The sequence below is a fragment of the Rhodanobacter sp. UC4452_H20 genome (assembly GCF_052978205.1).
The window spans coordinates 20,348-39,577 of the sequence record NZ_CM129662.1; the positions used below are offsets into that span (position 1 = coordinate 20,348).

At 70.3% G+C, this 19,230-nt stretch carries 18 protein-coding genes; 12 read left to right on the plus strand and 6 right to left on the minus strand.

Annotated features, from left to right (window positions below; translation table 11 throughout):
• Positions 1-51 precede the first annotated feature (51 nt).
• Positions 52-651, minus strand: a complete 600-nt coding sequence (locus ACVCMC_RS00080) for an OmpA family protein (protein ID WP_395119981.1) — start codon at positions 649-651, stop codon at positions 52-54.
• A 222-nt stretch (positions 652-873) separates the two neighbouring features.
• Positions 874-1,908 carry an Lnb N-terminal periplasmic domain-containing protein gene (locus ACVCMC_RS00085; RefSeq protein WP_447098244.1) on the minus strand — a complete coding sequence of 345 codons (1,035 nt, stop codon included), beginning with the start codon at positions 1,906-1,908 and terminating at the stop codon, positions 874-876.
• Between the two features lie 99 nt (positions 1,909-2,007).
• Between ACVCMC_RS00085 and ACVCMC_RS00090 the strand changes: the two genes are divergently transcribed.
• A complete protein-coding gene (locus ACVCMC_RS00090) occupies positions 2,008-2,253 on the plus strand; it encodes a hypothetical protein (RefSeq protein ID WP_395119979.1) in 246 nt (81 codons plus the stop codon).
• A 152-nt stretch (positions 2,254-2,405) separates the two neighbouring features.
• Here ACVCMC_RS00090 and ACVCMC_RS00095 read toward each other — a convergent pair whose 3' ends face one another.
• Both ACVCMC_RS00095 and ACVCMC_RS00100 read right to left on the minus strand, forming a co-directional pair.
• The gene (locus ACVCMC_RS00095; RefSeq protein WP_447098245.1) at positions 2,406-4,196 is read right to left on the minus strand and encodes an acyl-CoA dehydrogenase C-terminal domain-containing protein; all 1,791 of its coding nucleotides are present in this window, start codon (positions 4,194-4,196) and stop codon (positions 2,406-2,408) included.
• A 22-nt stretch (positions 4,197-4,218) separates the two neighbouring features.
• Positions 4,219-4,710 carry a hypothetical protein gene (locus ACVCMC_RS00100; protein ID WP_395119977.1) on the minus strand — a complete coding sequence of 164 codons (492 nt, stop codon included), beginning with the start codon at positions 4,708-4,710 and terminating at the stop codon, positions 4,219-4,221.
• Positions 4,711-4,889: 179 nt separating this feature from the next.
• Here ACVCMC_RS00100 and ACVCMC_RS00105 point away from each other — a divergent pair, with 179 nt between their 5' ends.
• From ACVCMC_RS00105 to ACVCMC_RS00145, 9 genes are all read left to right on the plus strand, one after another.
• A complete protein-coding gene (locus ACVCMC_RS00105) occupies positions 4,890-5,357 on the plus strand; it encodes an SET domain-containing protein (RefSeq protein ID WP_447098246.1) in 468 nt (155 codons plus the stop codon).
• Between the two features lie 82 nt (positions 5,358-5,439).
• Positions 5,440-5,958, plus strand: coding sequence for an RDD family protein (locus ACVCMC_RS00110; RefSeq protein WP_395119975.1), 519 nt, complete (start codon positions 5,440-5,442; stop codon positions 5,956-5,958).
• A 13-nt stretch (positions 5,959-5,971) separates the two neighbouring features.
• Complete coding sequence (locus tag ACVCMC_RS00115) at positions 5,972-6,652, plus strand: RDD family protein (RefSeq protein WP_395119974.1); 681 nt, start codon at positions 5,972-5,974, stop codon at positions 6,650-6,652.
• A complete protein-coding gene (locus tag ACVCMC_RS00120) occupies positions 6,649-7,626 on the plus strand; it encodes a stage II sporulation protein M (RefSeq protein WP_395119973.1) in 978 nt (325 codons plus the stop codon). Before ACVCMC_RS00115 ends, ACVCMC_RS00120 begins: the two co-directional genes overlap by 4 nt.
• The gene (locus ACVCMC_RS00125) at positions 7,616-9,148 is read left to right on the plus strand and encodes a DUF4129 domain-containing protein (protein WP_447098247.1); all 1,533 of its coding nucleotides are present in this window, start codon (positions 7,616-7,618) and stop codon (positions 9,146-9,148) included. The genes ACVCMC_RS00120 and ACVCMC_RS00125 overlap by 11 nt, the downstream gene beginning before the upstream one ends.
• The gene (locus tag ACVCMC_RS00130) at positions 9,145-10,260 is read left to right on the plus strand and encodes a DUF4350 domain-containing protein (protein WP_447098248.1); all 1,116 of its coding nucleotides are present in this window, start codon (positions 9,145-9,147) and stop codon (positions 10,258-10,260) included. Before ACVCMC_RS00125 ends, ACVCMC_RS00130 begins: the two co-directional genes overlap by 4 nt.
• On the plus strand, positions 10,257-11,255 hold the full coding sequence (locus tag ACVCMC_RS00135; protein WP_447098249.1) for an AAA family ATPase: 999 nt from the start codon (positions 10,257-10,259) through the stop codon (positions 11,253-11,255). The genes ACVCMC_RS00130 and ACVCMC_RS00135 overlap by 4 nt, the downstream gene beginning before the upstream one ends.
• Positions 11,255-12,562, plus strand: coding sequence for a DUF58 domain-containing protein (locus ACVCMC_RS00140; RefSeq protein WP_447098250.1), 1,308 nt, complete (start codon positions 11,255-11,257; stop codon positions 12,560-12,562). The genes ACVCMC_RS00135 and ACVCMC_RS00140 overlap by 1 nt, the downstream gene beginning before the upstream one ends.
• Positions 12,563-12,628: 66 nt before the next feature.
• A complete protein-coding gene (locus tag ACVCMC_RS00145) occupies positions 12,629-13,006 on the plus strand; it encodes a hypothetical protein (RefSeq protein WP_447098251.1) in 378 nt (125 codons plus the stop codon).
• Positions 13,007-13,153: 147 nt separating this feature from the next.
• Here ACVCMC_RS00145 and ACVCMC_RS00150 read toward each other — a convergent pair whose 3' ends face one another.
• Entirely contained in the window at positions 13,154-14,068 is a 915-nt protein-coding gene (locus tag ACVCMC_RS00150) for a sel1 repeat family protein (protein ID WP_447098252.1), read from the minus strand.
• Between the two features lie 18 nt (positions 14,069-14,086).
• Entirely contained in the window at positions 14,087-16,129 is a 2,043-nt protein-coding gene (fusA, locus tag ACVCMC_RS00155; RefSeq protein WP_447098253.1) for an elongation factor G, read from the minus strand.
• A 403-nt stretch (positions 16,130-16,532) separates the two neighbouring features.
• Between fusA and ACVCMC_RS00160 the strand changes: the two genes are divergently transcribed.
• Both ACVCMC_RS00160 and ACVCMC_RS00165 read left to right on the plus strand, forming a co-directional pair.
• Positions 16,533-17,405: a hypothetical protein gene (locus ACVCMC_RS00160; RefSeq protein WP_447098254.1), complete on the plus strand. Its 873-nt coding sequence runs from the start codon at positions 16,533-16,535 to the stop codon at positions 17,403-17,405.
• Between the two features lie 82 nt (positions 17,406-17,487).
• Positions 17,488-19,230: a hypothetical protein gene (locus tag ACVCMC_RS00165; RefSeq protein WP_447098255.1), complete on the plus strand. Its 1,743-nt coding sequence runs from the start codon at positions 17,488-17,490 to the stop codon at positions 19,228-19,230.

Below are 19,230 nucleotides of genomic sequence, written 5' to 3' on the forward strand. Positions count from 1 at the left end.
GCAGCGCGGCCGTGCCGGCCACCCGCGCTGCTGGCCATCGACGGGCGCCGCTTACGGGGCCGTCGTGGCGACCGCACCGGCGCCGGTGGCATCGACGGTGAGCGAGACGCGGCGGTTGTCGCGGCCCTGGTCGTGCGTGGCGCCCTTGGCGACCTGGCGGTTGCTGTCTTCACCGTAGCTGACCGCACGTACCTGATCGGCGGACAGGCCGCTGCTGATCAGGAAATCGCGCACCGCATCGGCGCGCTGCATGCCGAGCTTCTTGTTGTAGGCACGCGAACCGGCCGGGTCGGCAAAGCCTTCCACCGTGATCAGCACGCCGGGGTGGTACTTGCCGATGGTCGCGGCAAAGTCCTGCAGCGCAGGCTTGTCCTGCTCGCTCAGGGTGGCGCTGTTGAACGCGAAGTGCGCCACCGTGTCGATGCTGACGCGGCCCTGCATCGCGGTGATCTGGCTGTCGTACTTGGCAAACTGCGATTGCATCTGCTGCTTGATGGCATCGATCTGCTGCTGCTGGTCGGTCTGCTTCTGCTGCAGCTGCTGGATGGCCGTGTTGAAATCGGATTGCTTGACGTACTGCGAGCAGCCGGCCAGGCCGATGGTGAGCAATCCCGCCGTCAATGCGGCCACGCGAGTGATCCTCGTGTTCATCCGGGTCTCCTGGTTTGTACGGGGTGGGGGTGCACGCAGGCGCTGATGACAGCGGCGCGCCTGCAGGACGAACGAAACGGTGCCGCCATCGCTGTCCTCCCGGAACCTAACCCATCGAGGCGGCAAGGACGCGTAAAAGCGGCACATTCCGCGTCGCGCCGTTCAGGTCGGGTTGCGCTGCGCGGCTCGCGTCGAGGTCGTGACGCGAACGGCTCGCGCGCATCAGTCGCGTGCGGTGACGGTACGCACCGCGCGCGAGAAATCGGCGCCGGCCGGTGTCGCACGGGCGCGTTCGCTGATGCGTGCGCGCTCGCGCAGTGTTCCGATCGGCACGCGACGATCGAGGGCGCCGATGCCTTGCAGATACTCCGGCAGATAGCCGGTCAGCAGCAGGCGCATGTCCCATGGCAGGCCCGGATCGATCTGCCGCGCCATGCGATGGACGAGGGTGGTGCAGTTGGAGGTGAAGGTGTTGTAGAACGCCGGCCGCGCGGCCAGCCGGTTGGCCGCATGCACGTAGGAGAGCAGCAGCGCGCGTAGCGTGGCCGGTTCGATCTGCAGCGGATACAGATAGACGTCCTCGTTGCGCACGTTGGTGCGCACGCGGATGATGTCGTCTTCCTCGGCGCCGACCAGGATCGTCTCGAACTGCTTGAAGAAGCCGCCCACCGAGGAATACTCCTGGTCGCGGCTCTTGCGCACCTCCACCGAGAACACCAGGTGGCGGCCGTCGTCGAAACCGAACGAGATCATGGCGTGGGCGATCGCCCGGCTGCCCCAGTGCGACAGCACCGCATCGGCGCTGGCCAGTTGCGCCAGGTCGTACTCGTGGCGCTCCCAGCGGATGTCGTAATCGTTGTCGCTGCGCCAGGCGAAGTGGCGCACGTTGTCGAGCACCACGCGATCGCCGTGCACGCTGCCGGTCAGCGTGCGGGCAACGTCGTCGCGCCAGTCGCGCGCGCCGGAGGGCCTGATCGCGACCCACCACAGCAGGACCATCGCGTACAGCGCGGCATGGACGACCAGCGGCAGCCAGCTGCGCCCGCCGATCGCGCAGGCGTACAGCACTCCGGTCGCGATCACCCAGAGCGCACTGCCCAGCGCGCGCCCGGCGCGGCCGCCGGGCAGCCGATACCACAGCGCCAGCGCGGCCCACGCGCCGGAACAGAACACGATCGGCGTCATCACCATCACGATGGCCACGCGACCGATCATGCCGAGCTTGTCCATCATCCCGCCGATGCTGCCGCGATCCATTCCTCCAGCGTGCCGATTCCCCGGCCGGAAAACAACGCGCGGCCCGAAACCGATGCCGGGCGGGCGGTGAGTTGGCAAGCCTGTTGCATTACCTCGGGCATGAACGACATCGCCTATGACATCTCCCATCTGCTCGACGTCGAACGCCAACAGGCCGATGTGCCGGCGCCGCGGATCGTTCGGGCCGTTCCCACCGTTCCCGCACGGGCCGCCCGCTCCGGCGTGGCCGAGGCGCAGGAGGCGCTGGCCCGCGAGCTGATCCAGTGCGCGCCGATCCACGACGCCATGGTCCAGCAGTACCTGCGCCTGAGCGGCGAGACCTTCCGCGAAAGCTGCGCCAGTTGAACACCTACCCGGCCGCCATTGCCACTTTTGAGCAAAAGTTGACCCGCCGGGACATGTGACGTGCCGCACATGGCCGGACTTCGGTCCATGACTGCCCCGAATACGAAAGAGCCCGGCATCGCCGGGCTCTTTCGTGCGGGGGTGCCTGCGGCTCAGTCGATCGCCGGCACGCTGGCCACGCCGGCCTCGATTGCCGCCTGGTGGGCGAGCGTGCGGGGCAGCAGACGGCTGAAGTAGAACGCCGCGGTGTCGCGCTTGGCCTGCTTGAACGCGGCCGACTGCGTACCATTCTCGGCCGCCAGCACGCTGCGCGCCCACAGGTAGGCCAGGGTCACGTAGCCGGAGTAGTACAGGTAATCGGTGGCCGCCGCGCCCAGTTCCTCGGGGTTACCCTGGATGCGCTGGGCCAGTGCCACGGTGAGCTCGCTCCAGTTTCGCGTGGCCACGGCGAGCGGGCCGATGAACGCCTTCAGCGATTCGGTGTCGGCATGCTGCTGGCAGAACGCGCTGATCTCCTCCAGGAAATGCTTGAAGCCCACGCCCTGCAGCTGGAGGATCTTGCGGCCGAGCAGGTCGGCGGCCTGGATGCCGGTGGTGCCCTCGTACAGGGTGATGATGCGCGCGTCGCGCACGAACTGTTCCATCCCGTTCTCGGCGATGTAGCCGTGGCCGCCGTAGATCTGCAGCGCTTCCTTGGTGCACTCCTGCGCCAGCTCGGTGACCATGCCCTTGGCGATCGGGATCAGGAAGGCGACCAGTTCGCCGGCCTTCTGGCGCGCCGCCTCGTCCGTGGCGCGATGCTCGATGTCCGTCTGCAGCGCGGTGTACAGCACCAGCGCACGCGAGCCTTCGACAAAGGCGCGCTGGGTCAGCAGCATGCGCCGCACGTCCGGTTGCACCAGCAGGTTGTCGGCCGGCTTGTCGGGGAATTTCGGCCCGGACAGCGAGCGCGACTGCAGCCGTTCGCGCGCGTAGTTGAGGCTGTTCTGCAACGCGCGCTCGGCCAGGGCCAGTCCCTGCACGCCGACCGACAGCCGCGCCGCATTCATCATGGTGAACATCGCCATCAGCCCCTTGTGCGGCTTGCCGATCAGGTAGCCCTCGGCGCCGTCGAAGTTCATCACGCAGGTGGAGCAGGCGTGGATGCCCATCTTGTGCTCGATCGCTCCGGCCGCGACGCTGTTGCGTTCGCCCGGCTTGCCGTCCGCGTCGAGCTTGAACTTCGGCACGATGAACATCGAGATGCCGCGGCTGCCTTCCGGTGCATCAGGCAGGCGCGCCAGCACCAGGTGCACGATGTTCTCGGTGAGGTCGTGCTCGCCGGCGCTGATGAAGATCTTGGTGCCGCTGATTTTCCAGGTCGGCCGGCCGTTGGCGTCGGCCTCGCCCGGTACCGCGCGCGTCTTCAGCAGGCCCAGGTCGGAGCCCGCCTGCGGTTCGGTCAGGCACATCGTGCCGGTCCAGCGGCCGGCCACGATCGGCTTCATGTACAGCTCGCGCTGCCATTCCTCGCCGTGCTGTTGCAGCGCATGCGTGGCGCCTTCGGACAACAGCGGGTACAGGCTCCAGGCGAGGTTGCCGGACTGGAAAATCTCCGTGGTGGCGGTGCCGAGCACGCCGGGCAGGGCCTGTCCGCCGTACTGCTCGGGGTTGGTCAAGCCGGTCCAGCCACCTTCGGCGAACTGCCGGAACGCCTCCTTGAACGAGGCCGGCGTGGTGACCTTGCCGGTGGCCTTGTCGAACTGGCAGCCCTCGGCGTCCGCCGGTGCATTGGTCGGCGCGAGCAACTGCTCGCTCAGGCGACCGGCTTCTTCCAGCACGGCGTCGAGCAGGTCGCGGCCATGCGCCTCGCCGCCCTGCAGCGAGGTGAGAACCGGCTCGGCGTCCAGCACATCGAACAGGGCGAAGCGCAGGTCGTCGAGGGGGGCCTTGTAAGCGGTCATGGGAACTCCTGATGCAGGCGGTTTAACGGAAGGTGTGTGCGATGCCCGGCACGGCCGAAATCCAGTCCTTGCCGCTGAAGTCGAAGGCGCGCGCCTTGCTCTCCTGCTCGGGCTTGGCGGTCGCGGTGCCGCTGATCGAATAGGCCAGCGACGCGGCGCTGCCCTTGTCGGCGATGGCCTCCAGTGCGCGGCTCATCGCGGCGGTGGGCCATACCTTGAGCTGCACCACGTCGCCGGCAAGTTGCGGGATGGCCAGCTCGAACGTGTCGTGCAGGCGCACCGGCGCCAGCGCGGCGACCTGCAACTGGCCGTCCAGCGACTGGAAGTCCATCCCGGCGTAGCTGTTGTTCTGGATGCGCACGCTCAGCTGCCACTGCCCGTTGGACAGCACCTGCAACTGCTGGATGCTCACCGTGGGCGGGAACACGCTTTTCTTCGCCGGGCCGCAGGCGGCCAGGCCAAACGCCAGCACGGCGAGCAGGAACGGGGCAACGACCCAGCGCAACGGACGCATCGCAGTTCTCCAAACGATCGTTTGAATCCTGACTCTAACCGCGATCGGGGTGTCCGCGCCAGTCGACCGGGCAGGCCGTCGTCGCGGCTCGCGCCGGGGATCGCGGTGGTGCCGAGGTTTCGCGATGGCGCGCGAACAGGCATCATCGTCGGCTTGCCTTCCAGTCCGGGTACTGCAGCATGTCACGACGTTTCATTGCCCGCCGCTCGCCGATCCACGGCAACGGCGTATTCGCCACCGCGCCGATCGCCCGCGGCGAGGAGATCATCGAATACAAGGGCAAGCTGCTCACGCCGGACGAGGCCGATACGCTGTACGGGGACGGTGGTGAAACCGGGCATACCTTCTTGTTCACGCTCAACGAGAAGTACGTGATCGACGCCAACCAGCGCGGCAACACCGCGCGCTGGATCAACCACAGCTGCGCGCCGAACTGCCGCGCCGTGGTCGAGGAAAGCGCCAGCGGCGACCCGCGCCGGGACAAGGTGAAGATCGAGGCGATCCGCCACATCAAGCCCGGCGATGAGCTCACCTACGACTACGGCATCGTGCTTGACGTGCCGCACACCGCGCGGCTGAAGAAGCTGTGGCAGTGCCTGTGCGGCGCGCCGAAATGCACCGGCACGTTGCTCAAGCCCAAGCGGTAGCCGCGTTCCGGACAACGCTTTTATACTCGCCGCAGTTGCCGGCCGGGGGGAGCGGCAACATGGACAGTGACGGGGGAATGCGATGGAAGCCAATCCTTATGCCGCGCCCGAGGCAACGGTCGACGATGTGCGCGCGTGGGATGCGCAGGGCCTGGAGGAACGCAAGGCCAGCCGCGGCAAGCGCCTGGCGGCGGCGCTGCTCGACGGGGTGATCAACCTGGTCTGGGCCCTCCCGGTGTTGTGGGGCGCCATGATGGCAGTCGGCGTCGGCAAGGGGATCAAGCCGGCCGCGCCGATGATCGGCGTGCTGCTGCTGGGTTTCGCCCTGCTGGTGGCGATCTTCGTGGTCAACTGCGTCATGCTGCATCGGAGTGGCCAGACCATCGGCAAGCGCATGCTGGACATCGCCATCGTGCGTACCGATGGCAGTCGCATGGGCCTGTTGCGTTATCTCTTCATCCGCGTGCTGCCGGTGGCGCTGCTCGGCGTGATTCCCTACATCGGCCGGCTGGCGACGCTGATCGATCCGCTGCTGATCTTCGGCAACGAGCGCCGCTGCCTGCACGACCTGATCGCCGATACCATCGTCGTCGACGCCTGATGATCGGCACTCGATGATCGATACCGTCCGCGAGATCGAGACCGCCGAAGGCATCTCGCTGCGCCTGCGCGCCGCCGGAGCGTTGCCGCGGGCGCAGGCGTGGGTGCTCGACCTGCTGTTGCGCGGTGTCTTCTTCTTGGTGGCGATGATCCCGCTGTCGATCTTCGGCGTGGCCGGCAACGGCCTGGCGATGCTGCTGCTGTTCGCGCTGATGTGGGCGTATGGGGTGGTCTGCGAGGTCTGGATGGACGGCCAGACGCCGGGCAAGCGCGCGCTCGGCCTGCGCGTGGTGCATGCCGACGGCACGCCGGTGACCTGGCTGCCGTCGGTGGTGCGCAACCTGCTGCGCGTGGTGGACATCCTGCCCGGCGTCTATGGCGTGGGCCTGGTCAGCACCCTGGTCGATCCGCACGCGCGCCGGCTCGGCGACATCGTGGCCGGCACCATGGTGGTGCATGCGCGCGAACTGCCGCCTGGCCAGCAGGTACCGGCGGTGTCCGCGCTGCCGCTGCCGCTGGCCTTGTCCGCCGACGAACAGGCCGCGCTGGTCGACTATGCCGAGCGCGCCGGCCAGCTCACCGTGCAGCGCCAGGAGGAACTGGCCAACCTGCTGACCCCGCTGACCGGCCTGCGCGACACCGCGGCAATCCGGCAACTGGTGGCGCACGTGAACTGGCTGCTGGGGCGCGCATGAAACAGGAACGCTTCGTGGCCTTGCACGGCAAGACCTGGGATCGCCTGCAATCCTGGCTGCATGCGCTGGACCGCCAGCCGCGACGCACGCTGCGGCAGGAGCAGGCGCTGGATTTCCCCGCCGAATACCGGCGCGTCTGCCACCACCTGGCGCTGGCCCGCGGCCGCGGCTACAGCCACGAGGTGACCGACCGGCTGCAGCAACTCGTGCAGCATGGCCACCGCGTGCTGTACCGGCCGCCGCCGCCGCGCTGGCATCGGGTGGCGATGTTTCTGCTGGCCGGTTTCCCGCGGCTGGTCCGCGCGCAGTGGCGCTGCATGGCGCTGGCGGCGGTGCTGTTCTACGTGCCGGCGCTGTGCCTGCTGGTGCTGCTGCAACTGCGCCCGGAGCTGGCGCACACGCTGTTCAGCAGCGCCCAGCTGGCGCAGTTCGAGAAGATGTACGACCCGGCCAATCCGCACATCGGCCGCAGCAGCGGCACCGATCTGCAGATGTTCGGCTTCTACGTGATGAACAACGTCGGCATCGCGTTTCGCACGTTCGCCTCGGGGCTGGTGTTCGGCGTCGGCGCGGTCTACGTGCTGGGCGCCAACGGCGTGCTGATCGGCGGCATCGCCGGCCATCTCACCGCGATCGGCTACGGCGGCCCGTTCTGGCGCTTCGTGGCGGGGCATTCGCCGTTCGAGCTCACCGCGCTGGTGATCGCCGGTGGCGCCGGCCTGCATCTGGGCCTGACCTTGCTGGCGCCGGGCCGGCAGCGCCGCGGACCGGCGCTGGTCGCGGCCGGCTGGGTCGGCGCGCAACTGGCGCTGGGCGCATTCGCGATGCTGCTGGTGGCGGCGTTCATCGAGGCGTACTGGTCCTCCATCGCCAGCCTGCCCGATCCGCTGCGCTTCGGCGTGGCCGGCGTGCTGTGGGTGCTGGTGCTGGCTTGGCTGTGGCGCGGCGGCAGGGCGGTGCGGCATGGAGCTTGAACGCATCGGCGTGGTGTTGCGGCCCAGGGTGACGCGCGAGGCGCTGGATCTCGGCGCGGCGATGTTGCGCGCGCATGCGCGGCCGGTCTGGTCGGCGTGGTTCGCCTTCACCCTGCCGCTGTTCGTGTTGTGCAACGGGCTCGGTGTCGCGCTCGGCTGGCCGTGGCTGGGCTGGGGGCTGATGTGGTGGCTGAAGCCGCTGTTCGATCGGCTGCCGCTGTACGTGTTGTCGCGGGCGGTGTTCGATCAGGCGCCGGGCTGGCGCCAGACCCTGCGCGGCCAGGCGCGCTGGCCGTGGCGACGGACGCTGGCGGCGCTGACCTGGTTGCGCATCGACAGCAACCGCGCGCTGCGCCTGCCGCTCGATCTGCTCGAAGGCAGCACGCGGGCGCAGCGTTCGGCACGCTGGAAAGTGCTGCGTCGGCGCCTGGTGGGGGAAACCAGCCTGCTCACCTATTTCTGCCTGCTGTTCGAGCTGGTGCTGTTCCTCAGCGTGTGGTTGTTCGCGTTGCTGCTGATCCCGCACGAATGGCGGCCGCAATCGCTGATCGAGCTGGTGCGCGGCGACACGCAGGTGATCCCCACCGCGTGGGTGCTGGCCGGCGCCGGCGTGGCCTATCTGGCGATGAGCGTGATCGAACCGCTCTACGTCGCCTGCGGCTTTGCGCTGTATCTCAACCGGCGCACGCAACTGGAGGCGTGGGACATCGACCTGGCCTTCCGGCGCCTGCGCGCGCGGCTGCAGGGCACCGCGCTGCTGGCGGTTGCGTTGCTGTGCTTCGGCGCATGGACACCTCCCGTGCAGGCGCAGGCGACGGCCGAGGTGCACGCCGCGGCGGTCGACAAGCCCGCCAGCGTGTCGCTGGACGCGTTGTTCGGCGCGCGCGCGGAGGCACCCGAGCCGGGCTTGGCGCAAGCGGCCGCGCGGGCTTATCGCGACCCGCGCTTCGGCGGTGAACACACGGTGCGGCGCTGGCAGCTCAAGTACAAGCCGGAACCGGCCGCGACGTCGATCAATCCGCTGTTCCCCTGGCTCGGACACTTGCTGGGCGGGTTCTTCCAGCTGCTGTTGTGGCTGCTGCTGATCGGCGTGCTCGGCGGCCTGGTCTGGCTGGGCTGGCGCTGGCGCGGGCGCTGGCTGCTGCGGGATGAGGAGGTCGCGCCGGCGCTGTCGCCGCCGATATCGTCGATCGTCGACGCGCCAGCCGCGTTGCCCGCCGACCTGGCCGGCGCGGCACGCGCGCTGTGGCAGGCACAGCGCCGGCGCGAGGCACTGGCGCTGCTCTATCGCGGCTGCGTCGAGCAGACCGCGCGCGAGCTGCGGCAGCCGCCCGCAGCGGATGCGACCGAGGCGCACTGGCTGCGCCAGGCGCGCGCCATCGACGATCCGCAGCGCAGCCGCCGCGTGGTCGAGATCGTGCGCACCTGGCAGTTCGCTGCCTACGCCGGGCGCTATCCCGACGACGCCACCGTCGAGCAACTGCTCGCCGGCTGGCCGGCGCAGCCCGGGGCGTCGACATGAACCGCAAGACGCTGCTGATCGCCGCCCTGGTCGCGGCCGCGCTGGCGCTGCTGGTCGCCGGGTTCTTCGCCACCTTCGAGCGCAAGGACGTCACCGAGACGATCCCGCCGCACGGCGCGGCGCGCAGCAACCGCTTCCTCGCGCTGGAACTGATGCTGCATGAGCTGCAGCTGCCGGTGCAGTCGCTGACCACATTGAGTGCGGCGCGATTGCCGTTGCGCCATGGCGACACGGTGCTGCTGGGCGAAAATGCCGGCCGCGTCGATGCCGCCGATGCGGCACGGCTGGTGGCATGGGTGCGCGGCGGCGGCCACCTGCTGCTGTCGCCGGGAGCGGCCAGCGTGGCGCACACGCCGCTGTTCGATGCGCTCGGCGTGCTCGATTCGCGCGCCGCCTCGTTCGAGTGCGCGGCCCTGCACGGCGCGACGGCGAGCAAGCGCGACGACGTCGCCCTGTGCGGCTCGCGCTTCCGGCTGCGGCCGGGCGTCATCGGGAAACTCGACGCGGCGATCGGCACGCCGCACGACGGCTATCTGTACGCGCGCATGCCGCTGGGGCAGGGCACGGTCAGCGTGCTGGCCAATTTTGCCCCGCTGGCGCACACCGCGCTGAAGCAGGCCGCGGCGCAGGAGTTTGCCTGGAACCTGCTGCAGCCCAATCGCGGCCGCGGCACGATCTACCTGGTCTACGCGCTGGACGGTCCGCCCTTCCTCCAATTCATGGCGATCAAGGGCTGGCCCGCGCTGCTCGCGCTGGCGTTGCTGCTGGCCGCGTGGATGGCGATGCGCAGCGCACGGCTCGGGCCATTGCTGCCGGCTCCGCCCGCGCACCGCCGCGCCCTGCTTGAACACGTGCAGGCCGCCGGCGAGTTCATCTATCGCCGCGACGGCGGTCGCAGCCTGCACGCGCTGGCCTGCCAGGCCGTGCTGGCGCGCCTGCGTCGCCGCGATCCGGCCTGCGCGATGCTGCACGGCGAGGCGCTGTACGCGCGCCTGGCCGAGCGCAGCGCGCTGGACGCCGCGCGCATCGCGCAGGCCTTCCAGTCACCGGCGAACGCGCAGGCGTTTCGCGTTTCCATCCTCACCCTGGCCCGACTCAGGAATCGTCCATGACCCTCGACACGCTCGCCGCGCCGGCCTTGCCGCCGCCTTCCACCGCCGAACTCGGCGACCACGTGCGCGCGTTGCGCGAGCAGGTCGGGCGCGCCTTCATCGGCCAGGCCGAGGTGTTCGACCAGGTGTTGCTGGCGCTGCTGGCGACCGGCCACGTGCTGATCGAGGGCGTGCCCGGGCTGGGCAAGACGCTGCTGGTGCGCGCGCTGGCCGCGTCGGTCGGCTGCACCTTCGGCCGCGTGCAGTTCACTCCCGACCTGATGCCGGCCGACGTCACCGGCCACGCGATCTACGACCCCAAGACCGAACGTTTCCAGATCCGCCGCGGCCCGGTATTCGCCAACCTGCTGCTGGCCGACGAGATCAACCGCGCGCCGGCCAAGACCCAGGCCGCGTTGCTCGAATCGATGCAGGAGGGGCAGGTGACCATCGAGGGTCGTCGCTTCGCGCTGCCGGCACCGTTCATGGTGGTGGCCACGCAGAACCCGATCGAGCAGGAGGGCACCTACCCGCTGCCCGAGGCGCAGCTGGACCGCTTCCTGATCAAGGTGGTGATCGGCTATCCGGGGCTGGAGGACGAGCGGCGCATGGTCTCGCGCGTGATCGACGGCAAGGTTGCCGCCGACCTCGACGTGTCGCAGGTGCAGCCGGTGCTGAGCCAGGCGCAGTTGCTGGCGGTGCAGCGGGCGGTGGCGTCGATCCGCATGGATGCCGCGGTCACCGACTACGCGGTGCGCATTGCGCGCACCACGCGCGAATGGCCGGGCGTGATCGGCGGCGCCGGTCCGCGCGGCGGCCTGGCGCTGGCGCGGCTGGCGCGCGCGCAGGCAGCAGTCGACGGCCGCGATTTCGTCACCCCGGACGACGTGCGCGCGGTGGCGTTGCCGGCCTTGCGCCATCGCCTGCTGCTGGCGCCGGAGGCGCTGCTCGAACGCCAGCGCCCCGACGACGTGCTCAAGACGCTGCTGCACAAGGTGCCGGCACCGCGACAGTGATGAGGCCTGCGCCCGCGCTGCTGTGGCTGCTGCTCGGCTGGACCGTGCTCGGCGTGCTGGCCAGCCTCGGCTGGCTGCCGCTGGCGGCGTGGCTGGCCGGCGGCGGTGCGCTTGCGCTGCTGGCGCTCGTCGATGGTTGGCGCCTGCGCCGGATGCCGTCGCCCGAGGTGTCGCGCGAGCTGGCGCCGGTGCTGCCGCTGGGGCCGGAGGCGCGGATCGGCCTGCGCGTGCGCGGCACCACGCGGCGCGCGCAGAAGTTGCGCCTGCACGACCTGCATCCGGGCGGCTGGGCGGTGCGCGGCATGCCGCGCACGCTGCTGCTGCCGGCGGGCGGCGACGTGCGACTCGAGTACGCGGTCACGCCCGACGCACGCGGCCAGTTCGCCTTCGACGGCTGCCACGTGCAATTGCATTCGCCGTGGCGTTGCTGGTCGGTGCGCCGCGTGCTCGGCGCCGCGTCGACGGTGCGTGTGTATCCGAACTTCGCCGCGCTGGTCGAGCTGGCGGGCTTGAGCGTGGAACTTGCCTCGCGCAGCGTCGGCGCGCGGCTGCAACGGCGTCGCGGCGAAGGCACCGAGTTCCAGGAGCTGCGCGACTACCGCGTCGGCGACAGCCTGCGCAAGATCGACTGGAAGGCCACCGCGCGCAGCAGCCGGCTGATCTCGCGCGAGTACCGCGACGAGCGCAACCAGCAGGTGGTGCTGATGCTCGACTGCGGTCGCCGCCTGCTGGCGCAGGATGATCGCCGGGTGCATTTCGACCACGTGCTGAACGCCTCGCTGGCACTGGCCAGCATCGCGCTGCGCCAGGGCGATGCGGTCGGCCTGCTGGCCTGCACCGGCCAGCAGCAACGCTGGTTGCCGCCGCAACAGGGCAGCGGCGGCATGGACATGCTGCTCGGCGCCGGCTACGACCTGCACGCGATGCCGCTGGCCACCGACTACCTCGCCGCTGCCAGCGCCCTGCAGGCGCACCAGCAACGTCGCGCGCTGGTGGTGCTGATCACCAACGTGCGCGACGAGGACGACGCCGAACTGCGCGCCGCGGTGAGCATGCTGTCCCGGCGTCACCTGGTGATGCTGGTCAGCCTGCGCGAACTGGCCCTCGACCACGCCGCCGCCGACCCCGGCGACGAACTGGAAGGCAGCATCCGCAGCGCCGCCGCCATGCACTATCTGGCCGATCGCGAACGCACCCACGAAGCGCTGCGTCGCGAAGGCATCAACACGCTGGACGTGAGCTGCGGCGAACTGTCCGGTGCGCTGATCGAGCGCTACCTGGCGATCAAGCGGGGGAATCGGCTGTAGGGGAAATCCCGGCGCGTTGCGCTTGTCGCCGGGCAAATGTCGTTCAAAACCGATCAGGGGGAAATCATGGAAAATCCGTACCAGAGTCCCGGTGCCGTGCTGGAGGTTCGCGAAAAGCGCAGCGCGTCGCTGGACGATGTCGCTTCCGGCCAGAAGCTGGTGATCTACGCCATCCTGCTGTACTTCCTCGCCGCCGCGCTGCGCGCCGCGGTCGGCCCGATCGCCTTGCTCGCCCTGCTGGTCTGCCTGGGGATGTCCTGGACCGGCATCTACAAGATCGCCCGCGGCCTGGACTACCCCGTCTGGGGGCGCATCGTGCTGCTGGTGCTGATGCTCGTCCCGCTGGTCGGCCTGCTCGTGCTGGTCATGCTGAGTTCCCGGGCCACCTCGCGGCTGCGCCAGGCCGGTTACGCGGTGGGGCTGCTCGGGGCCAGGGATTACTAGGCTGCCGGTTGGCGCGGAACCCCACGGGTTCGGCGTCACGCGTGCCAAGACGGCATGGTTCGACCTGGGCTGTCCTCCAGGCGCGCGCTGAAAGGCGCGCGCCATCGGGCAGTGACAGTCATACCGGAGCGGCTTCGGGCGACCCACTCAGTGGGAGTGATCGCTTGCACCCGGTGCGGTGGACGGCGGCGGGTCCGCCTTGATCATCTTGCCGACGGTCACCGTGCCGAACCATTGCGCGTCCCGCGCGGCGAAATAACGGTTTGGGTCCAGCAGCGACGGGTCGTACCTGCCGCATCCTTCGCGGGGAATCTCCACGCCGCCGAGGACGAGACGGTTGCCGCCGCAGCGGGTCGGATTGTCGGCGTTCAACCCCATGACCTTGACGCCGGAGTCGTGGCCCAGGTGCGACCCCGTCAGCGAGTTCCTGGCCGAGATCAGGGCCAGCTTCATCCTCGGCTTGGCCACGGCGTCGCCGAACTCGGCCATCAACGCGGCCAGCATCGTGTTCGCCTGCGTGCGTTGTGCGGGTGCCAGCGCGGCGCAGATCCGGTCGCGCGCGTTGACGTAGGAAGGGTAGCCACGCTCGGCGGCCAGCGTGATCCAGGCGCAGGCACTGGCCCGGTCCTTCCTCACGCCCCGGCCGTTGAGATACATCATCGCGATGCTGAGCTGGGACATCTTGTCGGCGTAGCGCGAACCGATCCGGAAGTACTTCATGGCGCCCTGGTAGTCGCCCTCGAACAGGCGCCGCATGCCGGCAAACTGGCCGAAGAGATCCGGGTGTCCCTGGGTGGAGGCGTCGTCCATGGCGCGCAGGGTGCGCTCGATGTCAGGCGTCTGCCGTGGCGGTGGCGTCGGTGGCGGCGCGTCCGCGGGCGCGACATGGGTCGAAGCCGGCCGTGCGTTGGAGCCGTCGGCCGACTGACCCGCCAGGCAAAGGGTGGAGACGCATGCCAGCAGCAGGCATGTCGGAACGAGCAACAGTGGCTTCATCAGCAATTCCCTTGGCTGGTGGTGAACTGGATAGTGCTCCGGCATCGTAGCGTGGCGCGCCGGCAAGAGGCCACCCGATGCACTTCAATCCTCCTCCGCGCGCGGCTTCCAAGCCTCTCCCAACTGCTTCTGCACGGTGGCGGGGGCGGCTTCGTAGTGGCTCAGGTCGAGGCTGTAGCGGCCACGGCCGCCGGTCATGGATTTCAGTTCGGTGGGGTAATCGATCAGTTCGGCCAGCGGGGCCTGCGCCTTGATCACCAGCTCGCCGCCACGCTGCGCATCGGTGCCCAGGATGCGCGCGCGCTTGCCGGCGAGGCTGCCGGTGACGTCGCCGACGTGGCGCTCGGGGATCGCCACCTCGACGTTGACGATCGGCTCCAGCAGCACGGGATGCGCCTTGGCCACGGCGTCGAGGAAGGCTTTCTTGCCGGCGCTGATGAAGGCCACCTCCTTGGAGTCGACCGAGTGGTACTTGCCGTCGTAGACCGTGACGCGCAGGTCCTGCAGCGGGTAGCCGGCCACCACGCCGCGCTCCATCGCCTGGCGCACGCCTTTCTCGATCGCCGGCAGGAACTGGCCGGGGATCACGCCGCCCTTGATCGCGTCGACGAATTCGAAGCCGGCGCCGCGATCGAGCGGCTCGATGCGCAGGAACACCTCGCCGAACTGGCCGGCGCCGCCGGTCTGCTTCTTGTGCCGGTGGTGGCCTTCGGCGAGGGCGGCGATGGTTTCGCGATACGCGATGCGTGGCGGGCGCGTCTCCACTTCCACGCCGTAGCGTTCGCGCATGCGCTCGAGCATCACCTTCAGGTGCAGCTCGGAGAGCCCGCGCACCACGGTCTCGTTGAGTTCCTTGTGGTGCTCGACGCGAAAGCAGGGATCTTCCTCGGCCAGGCGCGCCAGCGCGTTGGAGAGCTTCTGCTCCTGGCCCTTGTGCCGCGGCTCCAGCGCCAGGCCGACCATCGGCGTGGGGAACCGCGGTGGCGCCAGCGCCATGCGATCGTCGTCGTGCGAATCGTGCAGCACCGCGTCGTAGTGGATTTCCTCGACCTTGGCCACCGCGGCGATGTCGCCGGGGATCGCCGCCTCGATCTCCACGTGGTTCTTGCCCTGCAGGCGGAACAGGTGGCCGACCTTGAACGGCTTGCGGCCGTCGTCGACCAGCAGCTGGCTGTCGCGCCGCACGGTGCCCTGCCACACGCGGAACACGCCCAGCTTGCCCACGAACGGGTCGTTGATGATCTTGAACACGTCGGCGATCACGTGCGCCTGCGGGTCGGCGCTCACCCGCAGCGGCAGGCCGTCGCCGCGCACGAAGGGCGGAGGGTTGCCCTCGGCCGGATTCGGCAGCAGCCGCGCGGCGACGTCGAGCAGTTCCTTCACCCCGGCACCGGTGCGCGCGCTGGTGAAGCAGATCGGCACCAGGTGGCCTTCGCGCAGGCATTGCTCGAAGGCGTCGTGCAATTGCTGCGCGCCCAGCGCCTGCTCGCCCTCGTCCAGGTAGCGGCCCATCAGTGCCTCGTTGACCTCCACCACCTGGTCGATGATCTGCTGGTGCGCCACGGCCAGCGAGGAGAAATCGGTGGCGCCGTCGTCGTGGAAGAAGCAATCCAGCACGCGGTTGCCGCGTTGCGCCGGCAGGTTCACCGGCAGGCACTGGCTGCCGAATTCCTCGCGCAGCGCGTCGACCAGGGCGGCGAGGTCGGCGCCGTCGAAGTCGATCTTGTTGATCACCAGCATGCGCGCCAGGCCGCGCTCGTGGGCGTGCATCATCATGCGGCGCGTGCCGTGCTCGATGCCGTTGATCGCGTTGACCACGATCGCCACGCTCTCCACCGCAGCCAGCGCGGACAGCGTGCCGCCGCGGAAATCGGCGTAGCCGGCGGTGTCGATCAGGTTGATGCGGCAGTCGCCGTGCTCGACCTGGGCGATGCTGCTGTCGATGGAATGGGCGCGCGATTGTTCCTGCGCGTCGGTATCCGACACGGTATTGCCGCGCTCGACGGTGCCGATGGACTGGATCGCCCCGCCGGCATGCAGCAAGGCCTCGAACAGCGTGGTCTTGCCGGCGCCGGCGTGACCGGCGAGCGCGATGTTGCGGATATGTTCCGTGACGAGTTCGGACACGATGCGACCCTCCTCATGCTAAGGGCGCAGCCTCGTGGCATGAACGGCACCGCCCGAGGCCGCGCGGGGCGGCTGGAAAAGCGGGCCGTCATGGTCGTCCTGCGCGATGCGGCGGCGAGGGCGGTCATGGCGGGGGATCGGCGCGGGGCGTCGATCGGCCTAGCCTTGTGCCATGCGCAAGTGGGGTCAAGCTGCACTGCGGGGAACCGCGCGGCGCCGGCGGCTGTCTGTCCCAGGTGTCGCGCGCCCCGGCGACGCGATCGTCACGCCGGTCTAGCGGGGTTCAATCGCCTTCGGCCATGCTGCGACCGCCCACCGATTTCCACGAGGCACCGCCATCGCCGTTGCGCCGCAGCCCCAGCCAGCCACGCCCGAGCCGCCCGAACCCGAGCGGCGCGAGCTCGTGCCCGCGGCTGGCGACTGGCGTGCGCGGGCCACGCGACAGCGGCATCGCTGGCACGAGCCGCCGGTCGAGCGGGCCACGCATCGCTGGACGCTCGCCGCGGTACTGCTGTTGCATGCGTTGTTCGCGCTGGTGGCGTGGTACGGCACGCGCCCGCCGGTACCGCACGAGGAGGCGCCACCCGAGCAGTTCCTGCAGATCCGCCTGATCGAGGACACACCTGCAAGCCACGCGCCGCCGCCGCTGGCCTTGCCGCCCGCGCCGCCCGCCGCACCGCCGCCGACGCGGGCACGGCCGGAGCCGCCGGCCAAGGGCGCCATGGTGGTGCAGGCCCCGCCGCTGCGGTTGTACGACGAGCATGGCCAGCCACTGCTGCCGCCGGCGCCTGTTTCCAGTGCGCCGGTGCCCGGCTACGTGCAACGCATGCCGCAGGGCGATACGCAGGTCATGCGTCACGACAGCCCGGTCAAGTACAAGCCCACCCGCTTCGCGGACGACTGGGACAAGGGCGGCAGCTCCGTCGACAGCGCGCTGCAGAAGCTGGTGGACAAGACCACGAAGAAAACGACGATCCACCTGCCCGGCGGCATCCGCATCCACTGCGCCGTGTCGCTGGCGATGCTCGCCGGTGGTTGCGGTGGCGACCCGCCGCCGCCACCGTCGGCGAAAAGTGGCGACATGCGCCTCAACATGGCGCCGGCCAGCACGCCCGACGGTCGCACGCACGGTTTCACCCCGCCCGGCGTGGAGGCCTGCATCGCGATGTATCGCGCCGGCAAGCCGCTGGCGCAAGGCTGTCCGGTGGATACGCCCGACCGCGCAGTGGACGAGGAGTTGCGCGAGCGCAAGGCAGCGCGCGGCGCCGGCCGCTGATGGCCCCCGCTACACTGGCCGCATGCCCGCGCCGTCCCCGGATTCCGTCCCACCCCGTCGTGCCGCCAACCCCGCGCGAGTCTTGCTGGACTCGCCGCTGGCGGCGGCCACGCGCGGCCGCGTCTATCATCTGCGTCGGCACGCGCCGCCGCCGTCGCGGGGTCGTCGCGCGCTGGCCTTCCTCGGCACCTTGCTGGTGCATCTGCTGTGCCTGTTCGCGTTCGTGCTCGGCCCGGCCTACGAACCCACCGTGCTGCCGGACCATTCGCGCGAACCGCTGCTGCAGGTGCGCCTGATCGAGCCACCCGAACCGCCGCCACCGCCGCCGGTGCATGGCACGCCACCGAAGCAGCGCGGGCCGCGCCAGCAGGGTCGGCAGCATCCCGCACCGCGCGTCGAACCGAGCGCCAATGCCGTCGCGCTGACGGCCGCCGCCACCCCCGCGAAGCCGGCGAAAGCCGCGCCGGTCGCCGCGCCGCAGCCGCCAGTGAGCCTGCCGGCGCCGACGCCGCTGCCGCTACCCAAACCGGCGGCACCGGCGGTGCCGGCGCCTCCCTTGGCGCTGACCCTGCCGGCGCCGGTGGCTCCCGCGCTGCCGGCGCCCCAGCCCGAGCCGCAACGTCCGCCGCAGGCCGAAGGCAATCGCCCGATCCTGCCGCCGACCGCGCTGGCCTTGCCCCAGGCGAGCGTGCCTGCGGTCGCCGCACCGCCCGCGATCACGCTGCAAGTCGCGGCGCCGACCACGCTGGCCGCGCTCAGCGAAGCGCCGGAACCCGCGCCAGCGCCACCGCAACTGCCGCGTCCGCAGCCGCAAACGCTGGTGCCCCCCACGCCGATCGCGCCGCCCGCCCCGCGCCTGGTGCCGCAGCTGACCCAACCCGCGCAACTGGCCGAAGCCGTGCCGGCCGAGGTTGTCGCGCCCCCGCGCGCGCTGGCACCGACCCAGCTGGACCTGCAGCGCTCCGCACCGGCGCCGGCGATGACGCCAGCGACCCTGCGCCCGGTGTTGCAGGCACCGACCGCCGTGGCCGCGATCACGCCTCCGCCCGCCGCCTCCGCACTGCCGCTGCCGGCCACCGCCGAGGTCAGCCGCGCGCCGGAGGCCTCGCCGCAAGGCAGCGACACCGCCACGGTCGGCGAGCCGGCCGGCGCCACCAGCGTCGCGCCGCCGTCGGCACCTGCGCCAGCGGTTCGTGCCGCCGCCAGTACCGGCAGCCAGCACGCGCCCTCGCTGGCCGCGGGCAAGCTCGGCGGCGATCGACCCGGCGCAGCGCAAGGCGGGGAGCACGGCGCGGTGGGCGACTACGTGCAGCTGAAGCCGAGCGGCGATACCGAAATCATGCGTCACCGCACGCCTGACGTCGGCTACCGGCCCACCCGCTTCGAGCAGGACTGGACGCCCGAGGACGAAAGCTCGGTCGACACCGCGCTGCGCCGCGCGGTGGAAAAGACCACGGTCAAGCACACCTTCCACCTGCCGCGCGGCGTGCGGGTGGAGTGCGCGGTGAAACCACTGCTGCCGATCGCGCTGTTCGGCTGCCGCAACCCCGACCCGCCGCCGGCACCGGTCGCCGCCAGCGCGTATGCGCCATTGCACCTGGCGCCTGCCGCCCCGCTGGCGCCGCCCGCGGCCGCCAGCACGCCGGCACCGGCGACCTCCGCGCCGATGGTGAAGTTCGACAACGCCGCCGAATGCGCTGCCGCCCGCGTCGCCGGCGGCCCGTTGCCGCCGGGCTGCGCGTCGGAATTGCCGCCCGCCACGCCAGTGCGATTGCCGGCCCCGGCTTCCAGTTCGTGGGTGCCGGCGAGCGATCAGTTTCATTAG